Here is an 18,080-nt window from a genome sequence, read left to right as displayed (position 1 = left end):
TCCCTCCGTTGCAGGAAAAGAGGCGTGATTCACAATCGGCATTACGATTTTTTGCGGTAAAAAAACGTTTCCGTCGCTTCCAGATGATACTGGCCGGGCGAGAAAATCTGCTCTGTGCTGCCTACGAACAACACTCCTCCCGGACGGAGGCTTGCCGCAAACTTATGATACAGCTGATGCTTCGCTTCTTCCGTAAAATAGATCATGACATTTCTGCAGATGATCAGGTCGTACCCTTCCTCAAACTTGTCCAGCAGCAGATTCTGTTTACGGAACCGGATGGCCTGCTTGAGGCGGTCATCGACCCGAAACATCTGACCGTCAGGCTTGAAATACTTGCTGGCCACGTCCTTGGGCACATCCTTCAACGAACGCTCCAGATATTTGCCCTCCTGAGCTTTCGCCAGGGCACCATCATCAATATCCGAAGCCAGAATAGTACAATTCCCCAGAATGCCTTTGCCGTCAAGCACCATCGCCAGACTGTACGGCTCCTCGCCGGTAGAGCAGGCCGCGCTCCACAGCTTCAGCTTACGGTTGTCCGCCAGCAGCCCTGGCAGGATAACATCCCTGAGCACCTCCCAGCGGTTGGGATTGCGCCAGAATTCGGATACATTGATCGTCATGCGATCCAAAAATTCATAAAAAAGCGGCTTTTCCTTCATCATGGCGTTATAAAATGAAACAAAGCTGGTGAATCCGTTCTTGTTGCGAAGTGTCGTAAGCCGGCGCTTCATCTGCGCTTCCTTGTACTGTGCGAGATCAATGCCTGTGCTGTCTTTGATGCTACTGATAAATGCGCTATAGTCAGGGTCTGGCTGACCGTGTTCCAGCTCACTCATGATACCATTCCTTTGTGCAATAAGTTAAGCTTAGATCCAGGCCGCTACGCTTTTATCGTATTGAACCTCTTCCTCAGGACCAAAAAAGTTGGCAATTTCCCGGTCGGCACTTTGAGGCGAGTCGGAACCGTGAATCAGGTTAAAGGGGGTGTGCGCGGCGAAGTCTCCCCGAATCGTGCCGGGAAGCGCTTCAGTGACCGACGTTTTGCCAATCAGAGTGCGCGAAAGGACGATAATGTCGTCCCCCTCCCAAACCATGGCGAGAACCGGTCCGGATGTAATGAAATTGACCAGATTTTCGAAAAAGGGTTTCCCCTTATGCTCCTCATAATGACGTTCGGCCTGTTCCCGGGTCACTTGCACAAGCTTCGCGGCCGTTAATTTGAAGCCCTTGTCTTCCAGGCGGCTGATAATTCTCCCGATCAGCCCGCGCTGAACACCGTCAGGTTTAACCATCAAAAATGTACGATCCATTGGCTCACTCCCTATCGCAAATACAGTTTTGGCTAGATCAACGATATTTTAACAGAAAGTTTGTAAACATTTAAGGAATTTTTGTCACATCAAGCCCTTTCTGGAGCACATAGGTGTCCTCAGTAGGAACGGCGGGTTACAAAATGAGCAAGGTCACGCAGCGTTTTTTTGGTTTTAACCTCAGGTAGAAGATCAAGTGAATCTAAAGCTTTCTTAATATATCGGTCGGCGAGATTTTCTGCTTTAGCAATTCCGTTACTTTTTTTGATCAGCTCGATGGCGGCACGCGGGCTGTGCCTGTCTTCACGCTCGCGGATCAGGTTGATTTCCGCAAGCAAGGCTTCACGCAATTCCGGCTGCTGCAAGGCGTAGATGACAGGGAGCGTAATATTCCCCTGTCTCATATCGCTGCCCGGAGGCTTTCCGATCTGTTTTTCCGTGCCCAGCAAATCCAGAATATCATCATGGATCTGAAAGGCCATTCCAACATTGTAGCCGAAAGAGTAGAGCAAAGAGCTTATGCGTGCCGTGGCATCTGATGCCATCGCTCCGAGCTCGCAGCTGACCGCAATCAGTAATGCTGTCTTGCGGCGAATGCGGAGCAGATAATTGCGGACACCCTGGTCAACGTTAAAAAAGTCGCGGATCTGTTCCATCTCGCCTATGGACATCTGCACCAGTGCTTTGGACAGCACATGATGAATCGCCGGATTCGGAAGCTCCGCCACAATACTCAAGGCCCGTGCATATATGTAATCACCGGTATACATTGCAATCCGGTTGTCCCATTTCGATTTCACAGTCGGCTGTCCGCGCCGCGTCTCGGCATCGTCAATCACATCATCATGAACGAGGGAGGCCGAATGTATCAGTTCAAGCGGGACAGCGACCCGCTTCAGCTTGTGCAGATCATATTCTCCAAACTTCCCGCCGAGCAGGACAAATACAGGCCGCAGCCGTTTCCCGCCTGCCTTGAGCAGGTGCAGCGAGGTATCATTAATCAGTTCTTCCCGGCTGTCGATACTGCGGTACAGCTCTTCCTCTATGAAATTCATATCTTTCTTCAGCAACCCGAATAGTTCCAATCGATTCATTCCTTCACCCGTGTCAGCGTATTGTCACTCCATATTTGCAGTTTAATCTCGTGCTTCAGCAGGCCCAATTCATACGCATATTTAAAATACAACTCCAAACCCTGCTGCTGCCTCATGCCGAAATCATAACATAAATTCGAAAAATATCCGTGCCAATAATGTTCGCTGCCCCCGATTTCCCGCACGGCCTGGTCGATGAGCGGCGTCAAGTTGCTGCGACTGCGCTCCTTGCTTGAATGGAAAGCACGAACAATTTCACTGATCGCTTCCGGATTGGATAGAGCTGCCTCGCGGCGCACAGCCCAGACGGCAAAGGTCATGCTGTGGCCAGTCCATTCTTTCCAGAGCCGGCCCAGATCCGTCACATAATATCCGTTATTCTCCCAGGAAGCCTTGATCGCATGGTCTCCGATCAGCAAACCGGCGTCAGCTCGCTGCAGCATTTCTGTCAAATTCGGCTCGCTTGTGAAATATTCCGGGTTCCCCTTCAAATACTTTTCAACGAGAATTTTGAGCAGGTTGACCGATGTTGCGGATGTGTTGGTCAAGGCAATGGTGCCGTTGACTGCCTTTTCAAGCGGCTCGCGTGAAAACAGCAATATCGATTGCACGGCACCGTCCGCGCTGACCGACAAATCCGGCAGCAGCATAAAGTGATCCGAGCCTTGCGCATAGGCGAAGGAAGACATTGCGCTAACCTCCAGACTTCCCTCCAGCATGCGCCGGTTCAGCAAGGCCGGAACTTCTGACACCAATTCTACAGAATGCTGCAGCAGTTCCGGATTAAAAGAATGAAAGACAGGCCAGGCGTTCGTATATTTAATTTTGCCTACCCGTGTGGTGCGGCTGATCACTGTCTCCATGGTTATCCCCCCATCTCGTAAACAGATGATGTTCAATTCGAAGGCTGTCAAGCACTTTGCCTACGAGAAACAACACGATGTCTTCCAGACTGCGCGGCTTGAAATAGAAAGCCGGCATGGCTGGTATGATTTTAACGCCCAGTCGCGCCAGCTTGAGCATATTTTCCAGATGGATGGCGTGCAGCGGCGTTTCCCGGGGAACCAGCACGAGCGGCCGCCCCTCCTTCAGCATGACATCCGCTGCCCGGGCCAGCAAATTATCCGAGGAACCGTGGGCTACAGCAGACAGTGTTCCCATAGAGCATGGCATGATAATCATGCCATCCGCCAGGTAGGAGCCACTGGCAATCGTAGCCCCGATATCCGTAACCGGATGGTAGACAAGAGGACCGGGACGGTCTCCGAACTTGTCGTTCAGTATGCCTTCCCGGTCAGTAACATTCCATTCCAATTCTTCTTTCAGCACCCTCCACCCGGCATTCGACACAACGAGATGAACTTCGAAGCCCATGGACAGCAAAACCTCTGTAAGCCTCACACCATATATGGAGCCGCTGGCCCCTGTAATTCCGACGACAATACGTTTTCCCGCATAATTAGTCATTCGTAGTGGCGCACCACCAAATCAATAAGAGTGAAAGCAAACACAACGATGCTCAAAATGCTGTTCATATTGAAAAATGCGGTTTGCAAACGGCTAAGGTCATTCGGCGTTACAATATAGTGCTCATAGAAAAGTATAATATATGAAATAATCATGCCAGCCAAATACCACCAGCTCAGATCAGCCGCAAAGAACAGCAGGATAAACCCGATCGCGGTAATGATATGAAACGTGCGGGCAATTTTCAACGCTCTCGCCACGCCAAAGCGGGCCGGAATCGAATACACGCCCTCTTTTTGATCAAAATCAACATCCTGACAGGCGTAAATGATATCAAAGCCGGCTGTCCAGAATACAATCGTAATGTACAGCACCAATGCCGCAGCATCAAATCTTCCCGTTACCGCAACCCAGCCTCCGAGCGGGGCAAGGCCGATGGTCAGGCCCAGCACGATATGGCAGAGCCATGTGAAGCGCTTTGTGTAAGAGTAAAATACAAGCATAAAGAGTGCGACCGGAAACAACTTAAGTGCGAGCGGGCTCAAATGAGAGGCCGCCCAGAAAAGAAGGGCGAGACACACAATTACAAATATAATAACTTCCGACGACTTAAGCAGCCCGGCCGGAATCGCTCTGGAGGCCGTCCGGGGATTTTTGCCGTCGATCACGCGGTCAATCATGCGGTTGAAGCCGAAAGCGGCGCTGCGCGCTCCGAACATGGCCAGCAGGATCCAGCCGATTTCCGCCCAGGTAGGCAACGCGCCATTGACCATGAAAGACCCGAGCATCGCGCCCATAAAGGCAAACGGAAGAGCAAACAAAGTATGCTCGATTTTGATCATTTCCGAAAAAATAGCGATTTTCCTAAACATGCCGACTCTCCTTGACTCCAATATGCAGTGCTGCAATGCCCCCGGTGAGGGAATGGGCCGTTACATTCTGCAGTCCGGTTTCCCGGAAAATGACGGCCAGTTCCTCCCTCCCCGGAAAAAGCGCCAATGAATCCGGGAGCCATTTGTACTGCTCATACCGTTTGGCGAATAATTTGCCAAGTCTTGGCAAAATCTGTTCAAAATAAAAATAGTAAATGCCTTTGAACGGCTGCCAGGTCGGCTTGGACAGCTCCAGACAGACGACCCGCCCACCCGGCTTGACGACCCGCTGCATTTCCTGCAGCACGCGCCGCAAATCCGGCACATTGCGCAAGCCAAAGCCGATGGTTGCATAATCAAACGTATTGTCCGCAAACGGCAGCTCCATGGCATTGCCCTGCACGAGGGTAATCTGATTTCCTTTCCCCTCCTGCTCAATTTTTCTCTTGCCAACTTCAAGCATGTTTTGGCTAAAATCGAGTCCGCGGATGTGCCCCGTTTCACTTGCATGGGCCATCGCCAGCGTCCAGTCGCACGTGCCGCAGCAGAGGTCGATGGCGGTGTCTCCCTTTTGCATGTCCATCTTCTTCATCGTAAAGCTGCGCCACGCCTTATGCCTGCGCAGGCTCAGAATGTCGTTCATCATATCGTACTTGCCTGCAATGCTCTCAAACACCTCATGCACAAACTGTTCCTTCGGCTTGGCTTCACCTGATTTCATTCACTTCACCTAACCTTCCCTTACGGCAGTACCGGGCGTATGGATGAGACGCAGGAAGGGCTCTGTCATTCGTCCGAACTCTTCCCGGTCCTTGTCGTCAGCTTCCGACAGAATTTCCCGAATCCGTCCGAGCACGGCATCCAGCTTGTCCGCCAGCAAATCACCCACCTTGTATTTCAGCAGCAGTTGGCGCCATGACTTGCCGTCAAGCGTTCCGTTCAGCAGCAGCTCCTTCTCCTCCGCCGTTCCTTTCTCCAGCAGTCCCCAGAAGGCAAAGCTGAATCTCGAACGCTCTGCCGCTTCCAGCCTCATTAATTCCTCGGCCAGCGTATCGCACAAACTGAATTCCTGAAGCAGGCTTTCCCACAGCTTCCGGTCAGACTCGCGAATCCAAGGAGTGAAGGAAAGAAAAAGCCTCTTCTTCAAGACCGCCATCCTGTTCAAATATTCCTGAGGCGGCATGAGAAACTTGCACATGCTACGGTACATGCCCGTCTTGCTCTCATTCACATCACAGACTGCTTTGCTCAAGATAGCGACAGCGTCAATGCTTCCGGCCTGGGCGAGCAGCTGGTAAAAACGCCCGCTAAAATAATCTCCGGCAAGCACCTTGAGCTGCCTGGATCTCATTTTGGACGGGCTGGGCATTTCCTTGGCGGTATCGATCATATCATGGGTATCAAGCCCCATTTGTACCAATGATGTAACTAGCGGATACAATTCATCCCGACCGTCCCTCTTGTCATCGCTCCGGTTCAGGAACGCAAACAGCAGGCGGGCGCGGCTTTCAGGAAATGACGGCATGTCCGTGTGCTGCTGTATCATGTCGTATTCCACATATTTTTTTGCCAACTGGGGTACGCGATACGATTTCATCCTTAGCCTCCGAGCCTTTACTAAACTGTCCATTTAACTTATTGCAATACCGTCTATTATAACATAAATCATGGAGACAAGCGACTTAAGGCGTATAAAATGCGGCCGCGTTTTCAGCCTGTGGCTGAACATGGTAGCGGGTGCGCCATAGCTTCGTATCCGAAATACGGAATTCGTTCTTGAGTTCTTCCGGCAATTCAGGCTCTGACCAGCCTTTAAGCGTGTGCAGCGCCTCAGCCGGCCACTCATCCCGCCTGATGTCCGCCGCAATGAGCAGATGTCTTTTCCCCGTCCAAGGATCCTCGGCGACGATTCGGAGCAGCAGTTGCTGCACATTGCTCGTCCCGTAAAAACAGTAGCTGGCGACTTCAGCTATATTTTCGTACACCGTGGCAGGGCTGGTAGCCGTGTCCGGCATTTTCAGGTCAAGAGTAAGCACCGCCCCCTTCCAGCTCGCCTTGGCGATCTGCATCGTCAGCGGAAGCCCGTTCAACTGGTCAACCAGATTATATTCGTTCAGTTCCATCCGCGGCTGCGGCAGCAGCACAGCCCTCGTATTTTCCGCTCTGCCTGCAAAATGATCAAGCTGCTGCAGGGCGGGAAGAAGTGCGGCCGCACCAACCGTCAGCAGCAGCGCCCCGGCGAAAACCGTCAACCGTTTCATGGCTTGTTGCCTCCTCCGCTCCTTGCCGGCTTTATTTTGTCCGAGACAAGGCTTCATACCACATTGTACAACAAAAAAAAGCAGGCTATGCCTGCTTTTTCATTCTTCCGTATCCACAACGCCGTGCTTGGTCATGACAAGAGCCTTGCCACGCACCTTGATGCCTGAGGTATGCTCCGTGAACTGCACGATCAACACCTCGCCCTTGTCCAGCTTCTCGGAGTGGTGCAGCTTGGTATCCTGACCGCGTGTCAGACCAAACACCTGACATCCGCTGCTCTTGGCTTTAATCACGATATAATCGGCAGTGCTTTTTTCTTCATCCATAACGAGTCCCTCCCGTTTTCAATATCTCCATGATGCAGACGCGCCCCTCTTTTGTCAACCTGGTACCGTGAAGACCGTATATTCTCATTTCAAATCGAAAGGCCGTGAATCAGATTCACGGCCTTGTCGTGCAACAATGGAAATATGTAAGAAATCTTATTTAATTCCGTCTTTGAGCGCTTTACCGGGTTTGAAAGCCGGGATTTTGCTCGCAGGGATTTCGATTTCTTCTCCTGTTTGCGGGTTGCGTCCTTTCCGTGCGGAACGTTCACGGACTTCAAAATTGCCGAATCCAACAAGCTGTACCTTGTCTCCGGATTGGAGAGCTTCGGAGATCGCGTCGAAAATCGCGTCAACCGCTTTGGTAGCATCCTTCTTGGACAGCTCCGCCTTCTCGGACACCTGATTGATCAAGTCTGTTTTGTTCATTGCCTGTTCACCTCCTGAACCTAGTATGTGTTTAAAGTAATATTATCTCTTTCCGTTTTGCCATCAAATATACGTATAACCGCTTATTTTTCATCAGCACCGCCGTTCCTGCCCGTTGTACAGGGCATTTCCGACGCGGAACAAGGTTTATAGTAATACATGCCAGCAACAATTTCAAGCCCGCCGGCGGTTCAGTACGTAAAATGTGACGGAAAGCGCCAAAACGAGCACGATTCCTTTAATAATGTCATGCGCGAAATACTGCACGTTCATCATCGTCAGGCCGTTCACAAGCACACCGATCAGGATGGAACCCACAAATGTGCCGATCACGTTCGGCTTGCCCGCCCCAAGCACGGAAAATCCTACAAAAACGGCGGCCACCGCCTCCATCAGCAGCGGAGCGCCCGCATCAATCTGTCCGGAGCCGACACGCGAAGCATACAAAATGCCGGCAATGGCGGCAAACAGCCCTGAAGCGACATAAGCAAGCGTCCGCACCTTCTTCACCTTGATTCCGGACAATCTGGCAGCCTCTTCGTTCCCCCCGGTGACATACATTTGCCGGCCGTACTTGGTATAGGTCAAAAAGACATGCACCAGAATAACCGTGGTGATCAGCAGTACGACGGAGAACGGCAGTCCGAGCCATCTGCCCTGTCCAAGCAGCAGAAACGACAGGGCCATTTCACCCGGGGCCTTGGTCCCATCCGGAAACTGCATATGGTTATAGATCGTGTAGCCCTGCGCATAGGTCTTGTGAACCCCGCTGACGATATACATCACAGCCAAGGTAGCCAGCAGGTCGGGAATTCTGAGCTTGACGATCATAAACGCGTTCAGCAGCCCGATGACCGCACCGATGGCCAGCGATACCAAAATCACGATATAGACCGGCTGTTCATACCAGATCATCAGCGAGGCGGAAGCCACAGTGGTAAGGGAAACCGTCGAGCCTACGGACAGATCAAAGCCGTCCACGATGAGCGACAGGGTCACCCCGATGGCTACAAAGGTAACGATCGCAATCGAACCAAGAATATCAGTCAGATTATCATAAGTAAAAAAGTACGGCAGTGTGAGCGAAAAGTATGCGATTACTCCTATAATCACGACTACAGCCCCATAGCGGAACAGCAAATTCAACAATTTATCCTTCATGCCTTACATCCTCTCCACCACTTGCGTACAGCAGCAGCCTCTCCTGATCGGCTTCCCCGCGTGCAAACTCTTTAACGATAACACCATCGTACATGACCGCGATGCGGTCCCCGATTCCGAGCCCCTCCGCGAACTCGCAGGTCAGGTAGATGACGGCCTTTCCCTCTGCTGCAAGCTTGCCGATCAAGCGGAAAATATCGCTTTTGGCACCGATATCGACGCCCTTCGTAGGCTCATCGAAAACAAACACTTCTGCTCCGGAGTTCAGCCATTTCCCAATGGCGATTTTTTGCTGGTTGCCTCCGCTCAAATATTTGGCCTCCTGCCGGACGGAGGCGGCCTTGATATGCAGCGCCGATACGAGCTGCCCGGCATGGGCGCGCTCCCTTCGGCGGTTGACGAAGCCAAGCGTGCTCAGCTTGTCCAGCAGCGGCAGGCTCAGGTTGTGTTCCACGGACTCCTCGATCAGAATCCCCTGCTTGCGCCGCTCCTCAGGAACAGAGACAATGCCATGGGCCACTCCATCCGCAGGCTGCTTCATATGAACAGTCTTGCCGTGCAGCAGCACAGCCCCTTCTTCCGGCCTGTCCGCTCCGGTCAACAGCCGGGACAGCTCCGTCTTGCCCGCACCCACCATTCCCACGACGGCCAATACCTCGCCGCTCCGGACGTGCAAATCCACCCCGCGCACCTTCGTTCCGCGCCGCAAAGCACTGGTTTCAAGCACGATTTCCCCCTGCTCGGCCTCCACCTTGGGAAATTCCTCCGCGAAGGTTTTGCCAAGCATATATGTCACAATGCCGGCGGCATCCACGGATGCCGCTTCCCCCGTAAATACGCGAGTGCCATCCCGCATCACGGTTACACAGTCGCAATGCTCCGTTACCTCGGGCAGCCGATGTGTGATCAATATGCAGGCAACACCTCCCTGCTTTAATTGATGAATCGTATCGAACAGACGGCCCGTTTCTTCCTGGCTGAGCGGAGCCGTCGGCTCGTCAAAAATGATAACATTCGCCTTTTGAGTCAGAATGCGGGCGATCAACACCATCTGCTTTTCGGCCAGTGTCAGGTCCGCGACCTTTGCGCGGACATCAATGTCCGCTTTCAGACGGACCAACGCCTCCCTTGCCTGCAGGCGCATGCGCGGCCCTCCCGCCCACAGCCCTCCGCCTGGCCTGGAAAGGGTGTCCAGCATAATATTTTCGGCAACAGTCAATTGGGGAACAAGCGCAGAGTCCACCTCCTGGTACACGCAATGGATGCCCGCTTTTTTGGCTTCCGCCGGGGAAGTGATCCGCAGCTCGCTGCCGTTCGCACAGATGCTGCCGCTGTCCGGACTGTATGCGCCTGCTAAAATTTTCATCAGCGTGCTTTTGCCGGCGCCGTTCGCTCCTAGCAAAGCGTGAATTTCCCCGCCGGATACGCTAAAGCTGACTTCATGCAGTGCTGCCACACCCGCAAAGGATTTACAGATGCCGCTCATTTCCAGCTTGTAGCCACCTGAATTCATAGGATTTTCCTCCTTACACCGGAAAGGCGCGCCTTCAGCGCGCCTCCTCTCCATTTTGAATTGTCAGACCGGTTACTTGGACACTTCGTATTCAGCCATCCAGTCCTTTTTGCCCTGCGCGCTCTGTCCCCAACCCTCTACATACTGGGAAAGCTCTGCCGTGGAAATTTGCTGGTCAGGCAGGGAATCGCGATGGACATAAACCGGCTCCAGCACTACGTTAGCCTCAGGTTCATCGCCATGCAGCTTCTGGTAAGCATAACGCACCTGAACACGCCCGATATCCGTTGGATCGACCGCTGCCGAAGCTGCCCACGGGTTGGCTGGATCCTGGATCATCTGCAAATCCTCGTCACTCATATCGATACCATATACTTTGATTTCATCTCTGCCGGCCTGCTGGATCGCCCGTGCCGCACCTTTGGCAAATTCGTCCCAGGCTGCCCATACCGCCGTAATCTCACCCTTCGGATACTGCTTCAGCACGGCTTCCATTTTGGCCTGAGTGTCCAGGGCCGGGTTTTGCGCACTGCCAAAGGAGGCGATCTCCTCGATGCCCGGATTTTCTTCCATAAACTTGGCGTAAGACTGCTGGCGTCTTTCCATTGGGGCAAAACCGGCCACCCATATTTTTACGATCTTGCCCTTGCCATTCAGATCCTTCTTCATCTGCTCCAGCGTAAGTTCGGCCATTTTTTGATCGTCCTGGGAAAGAACCGTCGCTCCAGGCACATTAACCGCTGCGTCAAACACAACGACCGGAATGCCGCGTTCCACCGCTTTCTTCAAGCCCGGCTCAAGCAATGCGTCTCCATGGTCTGTCAAAATGGCATCAAAATGTTGGTTAACCGCGCTTTCGACCAGGGAAGCCATTTTCGCTTTATCGTTATCTGCCACGAATTTCGTAAGCGTACCGCCAAACTTTTTGACTTCCTCTTCAACACCCTGCACATATTGCTGCGAGAAAGTTCCGGTATTGAATTCCATGATCAGGGCAATCCGTTTGCCGCGCAAGTCACCACCGGCCGCAGCGGTGCTCTGCTGGCCGTCCGCCGCCTCTTGCTCCGGAAGCTGAACGCCGCATGCACCAAGAAATAGGGCCATGACCGCCAACGCGGATACCAGCCACATCGTTTTGGATACTTTCGATTTCATTCTCTCTGTTCCCCCTCAAGTATGTACAACACCATTTAAATTTGAATATTAATATAACGCGTTAAACCGACTATGTAAATAGGTTTTATGTTTTTTCTTGTTCCGCTTGTTCGACTGGATACCCATAAACAAAAAACCGCAAAGAGTTCAACTCTTCACGGTTTTTCGTACCAGACACATTTTTATAGAAGAACATCTTCCATACATCATAAAATGATAGCGATCAGACCGCCGGAGCCCTCATTGATGATACGGCCCAGAGTTTCCTGCAGCTTGTAGCGGGCATTGTCCGGCATCATCGCAATTTTGCCCTGAATGCCTTCCCTTACGATAGAATGGAGCGATCTTCCGAAGATGTCAGATTCCCAAATCTTGATCGGATCATTCTCGAAATCCTGCATCAGGTAACGGACCAGCTCTTCGCTTTGCTTCTCCGTGCCGATGATCGGAGCGAATTCGGACTCAACATCCACCCGGATCATATGGATCGATGGAGCCGTCGCTTTCAGGCGAACCCCGAACCGTGATCCCTGACGGATCAGCTGCGGTTCATCCAGCGCCATTTCGGCCAGCGAAGGGGCGGCTATGCCGTAGCCGGTCGTCTTCACCATTTCCAGCGCTTCCGCAAACCGGTCGTACTCCCGCTTCGCATGGGTGAATTCCTGCATCAGCTGCAGCAGATGATCTTTCCCGCGGATTTCCTCCCCGACTACTTCCACAAGAATCTGGTCGTACAGTTCGTCAGGCGCATACAGATCAATTTCAGCCACTCCCTGGCCCATATTCATACCGCTGAGCCCGGCTCGTTCGATAAATTCATACTCCATGAACTGGCCAACCACCCTGTCCACATCACGTAGTCTACGAATATCCTTGACTGTATCTCTAACTGAACTTTCATAGTTCGTACGCAGCCAATGCCGCTCATTCAGCACCATAACCCAGCTGGGCAGATTGACATTGACTTCATGAACAGGGAATTCGTACAGCACTTCTCTCAGCACACCAGTGACATCCTCTTCCGTCATCGTCGAAGCGCTTAACGTCATCACCGGAATATCATATTTGGCAGCAAGCTCATTGCGCAGTTCCAGCGCTTCCTCACTGCGCGGACGGGTCGAGTTAATCACGATGACAAATGGCTTTCCGACCTCCTTGAGCTCCTCTATGACCCGCTCTTCCGCCTCTATATACGAGCTGCGTGGTATTTCCGCAATCGTGCCGTCTGTCGTCACCACTACCCCCAGTGTGGAATGCTCCTGGATCACTTTGCGGGTGCCGATCTCAGCCGCTTCCTGGAAAGGGATCGGCTCTTCGAACCATGGAGTCGAAATCATGCGGGGACCGTTTTCATCCTCATACCCCTTGGCGCCATCCACAGCATAACCGACACAGTCCACCAGTCGGACATTTACGTCAAGCCCCTCGGCCACCTTGATTTGCACCGCATTGTTTGGTACAAATTTCGGTTCTGTCGTCATAATCGTTTTACCGGCCGCACTTTGCGGCAGTTCATCGGTGGCCCGCAGCCGATCTGCTTCACTCGCAATGTTGGGAAGTACAATAGTTTCCATAAATCGCTTGATGAATGTGGATTTTCCCGTGCGGACTGCACCGACGACCCCCAGATAAATATCTCCTCCGGTGCGCTCGGCAATGTCTTTAAAAATGTCTACTTTCTCCAATGAAATCCCCTCCTCAAAAGTCTCCGAAGGAACAATGCTGCAAGAGCATACGCTTCGTGTTCAATCAGAAGATTTGATCCCCTGCTGCGGCAGAGCAAGCACGGAAGTCGTCCGCCACCGAGCATTCCGGCACGGTTCATGTGCTGATCGAATCGGCGTGAGCGGTCTGCACGCGTACATGAATTTGGACTGGTATCATATTATGTATGTGTCCTCATAAATATGACTGCATCTATTCTATTGCAGCCGGAATGAAAGAATCCCGGTTCAATTTCCTGGGCCGCTATCACAATATATATGCAGTTTTACGGCTGACCATGCCCGTCGTACAGCAAAAAAACCGCCCTTGGCGGTTTTGCATGGTTCAACATTTTTCATTGCTTACCACAGGTCGTCCTCAGCCTGCCGTTCCAATTGCCGCCGTACAGCCGCCTTCAAGGGGTCTTCAGGCACAGTTACTTCCGTCTTGCCTGTAACCCTGGCTTGACAGGACAGACGTACTCCCTTACTCAACAGAAGCCCAAGTTTGCGCTCCTCCGCAGCCGTCGGCAGAGTGATTTCCCCATCTGCAGGAATCACCGTAATTTTGCACATCAGGCAGGAAGCCTTGCCGGCACAACGGGTCGGGATATGAATACCCGCTTTGCGGGCGGCTTCAAGCACGGTCATGCCGGTGCGGACAACCGTTTTCTTTCCGGCAGGAAGAAAAGTCACTTCATGATTCACACTGTTTTCCTCCCTTGTCACGGGTTTGCTGTCCGGCAATCAAGTCTGCGGTCCACGGCAGCAGAGCGGACATCCGGCTTAAAAGACTGTCTGCCCAGACGTTGGCCTGCAGCAGCCTGCTCACAAGCAGGGCGTGAAGGTCCGGCCGCACATTCATTACCTTCGCAATAGCTTCATACCGGTCAGCCCTATCCCGCAGCAGATTGAACATGAACTCATGGCTTAACGGGGTAAGGTACAGCGGATTATTGTTCAGCCTTATCTGCGGGGCGTACTCCTGCAGAACACGCTCAACCTCAAGCCTGTACCATGAACCCCCAGCCATGATTTCAAAGCCGCCGACAAGCTCAAGCCGCAGCCCGTTTACACGGTAATGGCTGAGCAGCGATGTATACAGGCCGCTGCGGTTTAACTCCTGCTCATCCTCTGATATGCCCGGCGCAGCTGTATGCAGCAGCTTAGCGGCAGCAAGGTCAGCATATACATCAATATCGTTCGGCTGCCGCCCCAATTCCACCTGCTGCAGCAGCAACGAGCAGCTCCCTCCCAGCAGCCATACGGCTGGATAGTCCGCCCAGGCCTCGGATGCATCATGCAGCGCTGCAGCAAGCACCGGTACATTGCGGAGCATGTCCGACCCTTTTATGTTGTTCAATGCCGCCTGCTCCTTTCACCCGCTTGTGCTCTTCGCCTTGGAAAAAAGCCCACAAACCTGTCCGGTTTGCGGGCTTGACGAAAAAACAAAACGGCCGTTTATTTCTTGATCATCATTTTCATCAACGCTTCCAGGTTGGAAGGATTCATGCCGCTCTTACTAACCGCGCCCACAATGTCCTTCACTGTATCTTCCGATACCGGGATATTCGCCATGGCGGATACTTGTTTGATCAGTTGGCGAAGCTTTGCCTCACTTTGCAAAGTCTCCGGTTTAACCGTACTTGCCAGTTTTTTGACGGCATTTTCGGATATCGTCTTACCGCTTTTTTTGTTGATTGCGTTCAGCGCGTCCTTAGGAAAATTCTTGCTCACTGTCTCCCCTCCTCCGGCATTGCTACATTCAGTGTATGAATGCCGGGAGTAAAAGGTGAGTATTCTAAGAGTGCCATTGCTCCCATGTTTTTAAAGGCATGACTTCCATCTCCGTTTTCGGGTCACGCCCCATGAGCGCTTCCACCGCGCTGCGTACATCCTTCTGTTCAAACAATACTTTGTATAGCTGCTCCGTGATGGGCATTTGCACATTCAGTTTGCTGGAGATAGCATAAGCGGCCTTCGTGGTCCGGATTCCTTCAACCACCATGCCCATTGTGCTTAGCACCTGATCCAATGGCTGTCCCTGACCGAGCAGCGAGCCTGCGCGCCAATTTCTGCTGTGCTTGCTTGTGGCCGTTACGACCAGGTCTCCAATGCCGGCCAGTCCGGCAAACGTCAGCGGGTTGGCCCCCATGTCTATGCCTGCTCTTGTAATCTCGGCCAACCCGCGTGTCAGCAAGGCCGCTTTGGCATTATCGCCAAAGCCCAGACCGTCCGACATGCCGGCTCCGAGCGCAATAATGTTCTTTAACGCTCCCGCCAGCTCCACGCCAACCTGGTCACGGTTCGTATATACCCTGAAGTAGGAATTCATAAACAGATCCTGGGCAGCCTGCGCGCCGCGCTCATCCTGGGACGCAACGACAACGGTCGTTGGGCATTTGCGGACAACCTCCTCCGCATGGCTGGGACCGGACAGCACTACGATTCGACCTTCCGGGTAACCCAGCTCCTCCGCGATCACGGTCGACATCCGCTTCAGGCTCTCGGTCTCAAACCCCTTCGTCGCATGCACAATGAGCATATCTTCCCTGTAGTATGGCTTGAAATCGGCGCATACCTGCCGCATGGCCGCAGAAGGAGCGACAATAATGACCGCTTTGGCATTCTCGGCGGCCACACTCATGTCGGTCACCGCCGCAATGCGGGAAGACAGCTCGACATCCGGCAGGTAACGGCTGTTCGTGTGACGAGTGTTGATTTCTTCGGCCTGCCCTTCATTGCGGGTCCAAATCATCACTTCATGCCCGTTGTTCGCCAGCACCGAAGCCAGCGCCGTTCCCCAGCTCCCTGCGACCAGTACAGCAACCTTGTCAGCCAAGTCAATCTCCCCCCTTGGAGCCCAGTCTGTTCTCCTTGCCCTGAAGCAGCTTGCGGATATTCGTTCTGTGTCTCCATACAGCAAAAACGCAAATAATGAGACTGCTCCAGAATAACGGCCAGGAATAACCCATGACGAGAATCATCCATGGCGTCAGGATGACGAAGATTAAGGAACCAAGCGACACGTAACGGGTAATTACAATAGATAAAATAGCGATAACTCCCGCGATAAGCGCCGGGAAGAAGCAGAGTGTGGCGAGCACACCGATGGCCGTAGCAATGCCCTTTCCGCCGCGGAAATGAAAATAAAGCGGCCAGTTATGACCCGCGATGGCGGCAATACCGGACAGAGCAGCGGTCCATTGCGAACCGCCCCCCAGCCAGTAGCCGAGCCATACGGCGGCAATGCCTTTGCACACATCAAGCAGCAGCACCATAATGGCGGGACCTTTGCCCAAAACGCGCAGCGTATTGGTCGCCCCCGCATTGCCGCTTCCGTGCTGCCTTACATCTACACCTTTCAGAAAACGTCCGATCAAAACACTAAAGCTGACCGAGCCCAAAAGATAGCTGACCACTACGGCTGCAATCTGTAAAATCAAGCTGCTCTCCCCTAACCTTCATCAGACTTGTGCCGGGTAAATATGCGAATCGGTGTTCCTTCAAAATTGAAAGCGGCACGGATTTTATTCTCCAAGTATCTCTCATAGGAGAAGTGCATCAATTCCGGATCATTGACAAACACCACCATCGTCGGAGGTTTCACGGCCACCTGTGTCGCATAATTGATGCGCAGTCTGCGCCCTTTATCCGTAGGCGGAGGATTGATGGCTACTGCATCGGACACGACATCATTCAACAGATGTGTCTGCACTCTCATCGCATGCTGCTGCGATACATGCTGAACGACGGGAAGCAGCTTGTGCAGGCGCTGTTTCGTTTTGGCAGAAAGGAATACTACAGGGGCATAGGTCATAAAGAGAAAATGATCACGGATTTTCGTTTCGAACTGCCGCATCGTCTTGTCATCCTTCTCTACGACATCCCATTTGTTTACGACAAACAAGGAAGCCTTGCCCGCTTCATAAGCATAACCGGCAATGTGTTTATCCTGCTCGATAATGCCTTCTTCGCCGTTGATCACGATCAGCACTACATCAGCGCGCTCGATAGCGCGCATTGCGCGCATAACGCTGTATTTCTCGGTCGTTTCATACACCTTGCCGCGCTTGCGCATGCCCGCCGTATCGATCAGCACATAGCGCTGCCCATCCCGTTCAAACGGTGTATCAATCGCATCACGTGTCGTACCCGCAACATCACTGACGATGACCCGTTCTTCACCCAGGATCGCGTTGACAAGTGAAGACTTGCCGACATTCGGGCGTCCGATCAGGGCTACACGAATCACATCTTCGTCATATTCGTCATCCTCCAGCTCAGGCAGGCTGTCTGTGATAGCATCCAGCAGATCGCCAACGCCGGTCCCGTGACTGCCCGAAACACCGATCGGATCACCGAAACCGAAAGTGTAAAATTCATAGATCAGATCGCTGCGTTCAATATTGTCGACCTTGTTCACAGCGATAACGACCGGCTTGCCGGAACGGTACAAAATCTGCGCAACCTCCTCGTCCGCCTGTGTGACCCCGGTCTTGGCATCACACATAAATACGATGACGTCTGCCTCTTCAATCGCGAGCTCGGCCTGCATACGGATGGATTTCAGAATGACATCCTCTCCGTCAATCTCGATGCCGCCGGTATCAATGATGCTGAAAGGTTTACCGTTCCATTCGGCCACACCGTAAATCCGGTCACGGGTAATTCCGGGTTTATCCTCCACTATAGCCAAACGATCGCCAATAATCCGGTTGAATATCGTTGACTTCCCGACATTCGGACGACCTACAATCGCCACGACGGGTCTTGCCATAT

21 protein-coding genes are annotated in these 18,080 nt (G+C 52.6%); all 21 read right to left on the bottom strand.

Annotation, left to right across the window (positions count from 1 at the left end; genetic code table 11):
• Positions 1-41 precede the first annotated feature (41 nt).
• Positions 42-842 carry a CheR family methyltransferase gene (locus ACE5LO_RS22370; RefSeq protein ID WP_375522182.1) on the bottom strand — a complete coding sequence of 267 codons (801 nt, stop codon included), beginning with the start codon at positions 840-842 and terminating at the stop codon, positions 42-44.
• A 30-nt stretch (positions 843-872) separates the two neighbouring features.
• The gene (gene ndk, locus ACE5LO_RS22365) at positions 873-1,316 is read right to left on the bottom strand and encodes a nucleoside-diphosphate kinase (RefSeq protein ID WP_375522181.1); all 444 of its coding nucleotides are present in this window, start codon (positions 1,314-1,316) and stop codon (positions 873-875) included.
• A 119-nt stretch (positions 1,317-1,435) separates the two neighbouring features.
• Positions 1,436-2,410, bottom strand: a complete 975-nt coding sequence (locus ACE5LO_RS22360) for a polyprenyl synthetase family protein (RefSeq protein ID WP_375522180.1) — start codon at positions 2,408-2,410, stop codon at positions 1,436-1,438.
• A complete protein-coding gene (locus tag ACE5LO_RS22355) occupies positions 2,407-3,273 on the bottom strand; it encodes a menaquinone biosynthesis protein (RefSeq protein ID WP_375522179.1) in 867 nt (288 codons plus the stop codon). The genes ACE5LO_RS22360 and ACE5LO_RS22355 overlap by 4 nt, the downstream gene beginning before the upstream one ends.
• Positions 3,230-3,877: a UbiX family flavin prenyltransferase gene (locus ACE5LO_RS22350; protein ID WP_375522178.1), complete on the bottom strand. Its 648-nt coding sequence runs from the start codon at positions 3,875-3,877 to the stop codon at positions 3,230-3,232. Before ACE5LO_RS22350 ends, ACE5LO_RS22355 begins: the two co-directional genes overlap by 44 nt.
• On the bottom strand, positions 3,874-4,749 hold the full coding sequence (locus tag ACE5LO_RS22345; protein WP_375522177.1) for a UbiA-like polyprenyltransferase: 876 nt from the start codon (positions 4,747-4,749) through the stop codon (positions 3,874-3,876). The genes ACE5LO_RS22350 and ACE5LO_RS22345 overlap by 4 nt, the downstream gene beginning before the upstream one ends.
• Positions 4,742-5,470 (bottom strand): demethylmenaquinone methyltransferase, encoded by a 729-nt coding sequence (locus ACE5LO_RS22340; protein WP_375522176.1) that lies wholly within the window; start codon positions 5,468-5,470, stop codon positions 4,742-4,744. Before ACE5LO_RS22340 ends, ACE5LO_RS22345 begins: the two co-directional genes overlap by 8 nt.
• A gap of 9 nt (positions 5,471-5,479) precedes the next feature.
• Positions 5,480-6,346, bottom strand: coding sequence for a heptaprenyl diphosphate synthase component 1 (locus tag ACE5LO_RS22335; protein WP_375522175.1), 867 nt, complete (start codon positions 6,344-6,346; stop codon positions 5,480-5,482).
• A gap of 85 nt (positions 6,347-6,431) precedes the next feature.
• On the bottom strand, positions 6,432-7,010 hold the full coding sequence (locus ACE5LO_RS22330; protein ID WP_375522174.1) for a hypothetical protein: 579 nt from the start codon (positions 7,008-7,010) through the stop codon (positions 6,432-6,434).
• A gap of 99 nt (positions 7,011-7,109) precedes the next feature.
• The gene (gene mtrB / locus ACE5LO_RS22325; RefSeq protein ID WP_375353527.1) at positions 7,110-7,337 is read right to left on the bottom strand and encodes a trp RNA-binding attenuation protein MtrB; all 228 of its coding nucleotides are present in this window, start codon (positions 7,335-7,337) and stop codon (positions 7,110-7,112) included.
• 156 nt (positions 7,338-7,493) lie between these two features.
• On the bottom strand, positions 7,494-7,766 hold the full coding sequence (gene hbs / locus ACE5LO_RS22320) for a non-specific DNA-binding protein Hbs (RefSeq protein WP_375353528.1): 273 nt from the start codon (positions 7,764-7,766) through the stop codon (positions 7,494-7,496).
• Between the two features lie 174 nt (positions 7,767-7,940).
• Positions 7,941-8,927: an ABC transporter permease gene (locus tag ACE5LO_RS22315; RefSeq protein ID WP_375522173.1), complete on the bottom strand. Its 987-nt coding sequence runs from the start codon at positions 8,925-8,927 to the stop codon at positions 7,941-7,943.
• Positions 8,917-10,440, bottom strand: a complete 1,524-nt coding sequence (locus ACE5LO_RS22310) for a sugar ABC transporter ATP-binding protein (protein ID WP_375522172.1) — start codon at positions 10,438-10,440, stop codon at positions 8,917-8,919. The genes ACE5LO_RS22315 and ACE5LO_RS22310 overlap by 11 nt, the downstream gene beginning before the upstream one ends.
• A 72-nt stretch (positions 10,441-10,512) precedes the next feature.
• Entirely contained in the window at positions 10,513-11,595 is a 1,083-nt protein-coding gene (locus tag ACE5LO_RS22305) for a sugar ABC transporter substrate-binding protein (protein WP_375522171.1), read from the bottom strand.
• A 206-nt stretch (positions 11,596-11,801) separates the two neighbouring features.
• Complete coding sequence (spoIVA, locus tag ACE5LO_RS22300) at positions 11,802-13,280, bottom strand: stage IV sporulation protein A (protein WP_375353532.1); 1,479 nt, start codon at positions 13,278-13,280, stop codon at positions 11,802-11,804.
• 381 nt (positions 13,281-13,661) lie between these two features.
• A complete protein-coding gene (locus ACE5LO_RS22295; protein ID WP_375353533.1) occupies positions 13,662-14,006 on the bottom strand; it encodes a 2Fe-2S iron-sulfur cluster-binding protein in 345 nt (114 codons plus the stop codon).
• Positions 13,996-14,661, bottom strand: coding sequence for a hypothetical protein (locus tag ACE5LO_RS22290; RefSeq protein ID WP_375522170.1), 666 nt, complete (start codon positions 14,659-14,661; stop codon positions 13,996-13,998). The genes ACE5LO_RS22295 and ACE5LO_RS22290 overlap by 11 nt, the downstream gene beginning before the upstream one ends.
• Before the next feature lie 98 nt (positions 14,662-14,759).
• Entirely contained in the window at positions 14,760-15,035 is a 276-nt protein-coding gene (locus ACE5LO_RS22285) for a stage VI sporulation protein F (RefSeq protein ID WP_375353535.1), read from the bottom strand.
• Positions 15,036-15,099: 64 nt separating this feature from the next.
• Positions 15,100-16,140 carry an NAD(P)H-dependent glycerol-3-phosphate dehydrogenase gene (locus ACE5LO_RS22280; RefSeq protein WP_375522169.1) on the bottom strand — a complete coding sequence of 347 codons (1,041 nt, stop codon included), beginning with the start codon at positions 16,138-16,140 and terminating at the stop codon, positions 15,100-15,102.
• 1 nt (position 16,141) lies between these two features.
• On the bottom strand, positions 16,142-16,744 hold the full coding sequence (plsY, locus tag ACE5LO_RS22275; protein ID WP_375522168.1) for a glycerol-3-phosphate 1-O-acyltransferase PlsY: 603 nt from the start codon (positions 16,742-16,744) through the stop codon (positions 16,142-16,144).
• Positions 16,745-16,755: 11 nt separating this feature from the next.
• Entirely contained in the window at positions 16,756-18,078 is a 1,323-nt protein-coding gene (der, locus tag ACE5LO_RS22270) for a ribosome biogenesis GTPase Der (protein WP_375522167.1), read from the bottom strand.
• Positions 18,079-18,080: the final 2 nt, after the last annotated feature.

It is taken from the genome of Paenibacillus medicaginis (assembly GCF_042138635.1).
In the GTDB taxonomy this organism is placed as follows: Bacteria; Bacillota; Bacilli; order Paenibacillales; family Paenibacillaceae; genus Paenibacillus; species Paenibacillus medicaginis.
Note: the sequence above shows the minus strand (reverse complement) of the source record. Positions and strands in the feature narration are given on the sequence as shown.

Excerpts from the sequence above, each read along its gene's own strand:
- ACE5LO_RS22370 (WP_375522182.1), bottom strand. The coding sequence starts at position 842 with ATGAGTGAGCTGGAACACGGTCAGCCAGACCCTGACTATAGCGCATTT.
- ndk (WP_375522181.1), bottom strand. The coding sequence starts at position 1,316 with ATGGATCGTACATTTTTGATGGTTAAACCTGACGGTGTTCAGCGCGGG.
- ACE5LO_RS22360 (WP_375522180.1), bottom strand. The coding sequence starts at position 2,410 with ATGAATCGATTGGAACTATTCGGGTTGCTGAAGAAAGATATGAATTTC.
- ACE5LO_RS22355 (WP_375522179.1), bottom strand. The coding sequence starts at position 3,273 with ATGGAGACAGTGATCAGCCGCACCACACGGGTAGGCAAAATTAAATAT.
- ACE5LO_RS22350 (WP_375522178.1), bottom strand. The coding sequence starts at position 3,877 with ATGACTAATTATGCGGGAAAACGTATTGTCGTCGGAATTACAGGGGCC.
- ACE5LO_RS22345 (WP_375522177.1), bottom strand. The coding sequence starts at position 4,749 with ATGTTTAGGAAAATCGCTATTTTTTCGGAAATGATCAAAATCGAGCAT.
- ACE5LO_RS22340 (WP_375522176.1), bottom strand. The coding sequence starts at position 5,470 with ATGAAATCAGGTGAAGCCAAGCCGAAGGAACAGTTTGTGCATGAGGTG.
- ACE5LO_RS22335 (WP_375522175.1), bottom strand. The coding sequence starts at position 6,346 with ATGAAATCGTATCGCGTACCCCAGTTGGCAAAAAAATATGTGGAATAC.
- ACE5LO_RS22330 (WP_375522174.1), bottom strand. The coding sequence starts at position 7,010 with ATGAAACGGTTGACGGTTTTCGCCGGGGCGCTGCTGCTGACGGTTGGT.
- mtrB (WP_375353527.1), bottom strand. The coding sequence starts at position 7,337 with ATGGATGAAGAAAAAAGCACTGCCGATTATATCGTGATTAAAGCCAAG.
- hbs (WP_375353528.1), bottom strand. The coding sequence starts at position 7,766 with ATGAACAAAACAGACTTGATCAATCAGGTGTCCGAGAAGGCGGAGCTG.
- ACE5LO_RS22315 (WP_375522173.1), bottom strand. The coding sequence starts at position 8,927 with ATGAAGGATAAATTGTTGAATTTGCTGTTCCGCTATGGGGCTGTAGTC.
- ACE5LO_RS22310 (WP_375522172.1), bottom strand. The coding sequence starts at position 10,440 with ATGAATTCAGGTGGCTACAAGCTGGAAATGAGCGGCATCTGTAAATCC.
- ACE5LO_RS22305 (WP_375522171.1), bottom strand. The coding sequence starts at position 11,595 with ATGAAATCGAAAGTATCCAAAACGATGTGGCTGGTATCCGCGTTGGCG.
- der (WP_375522167.1), bottom strand. The coding sequence starts at position 18,078 with ATGGCAAGACCCGTCGTGGCGATTGTAGGTCGTCCGAATGTCGGGAAG.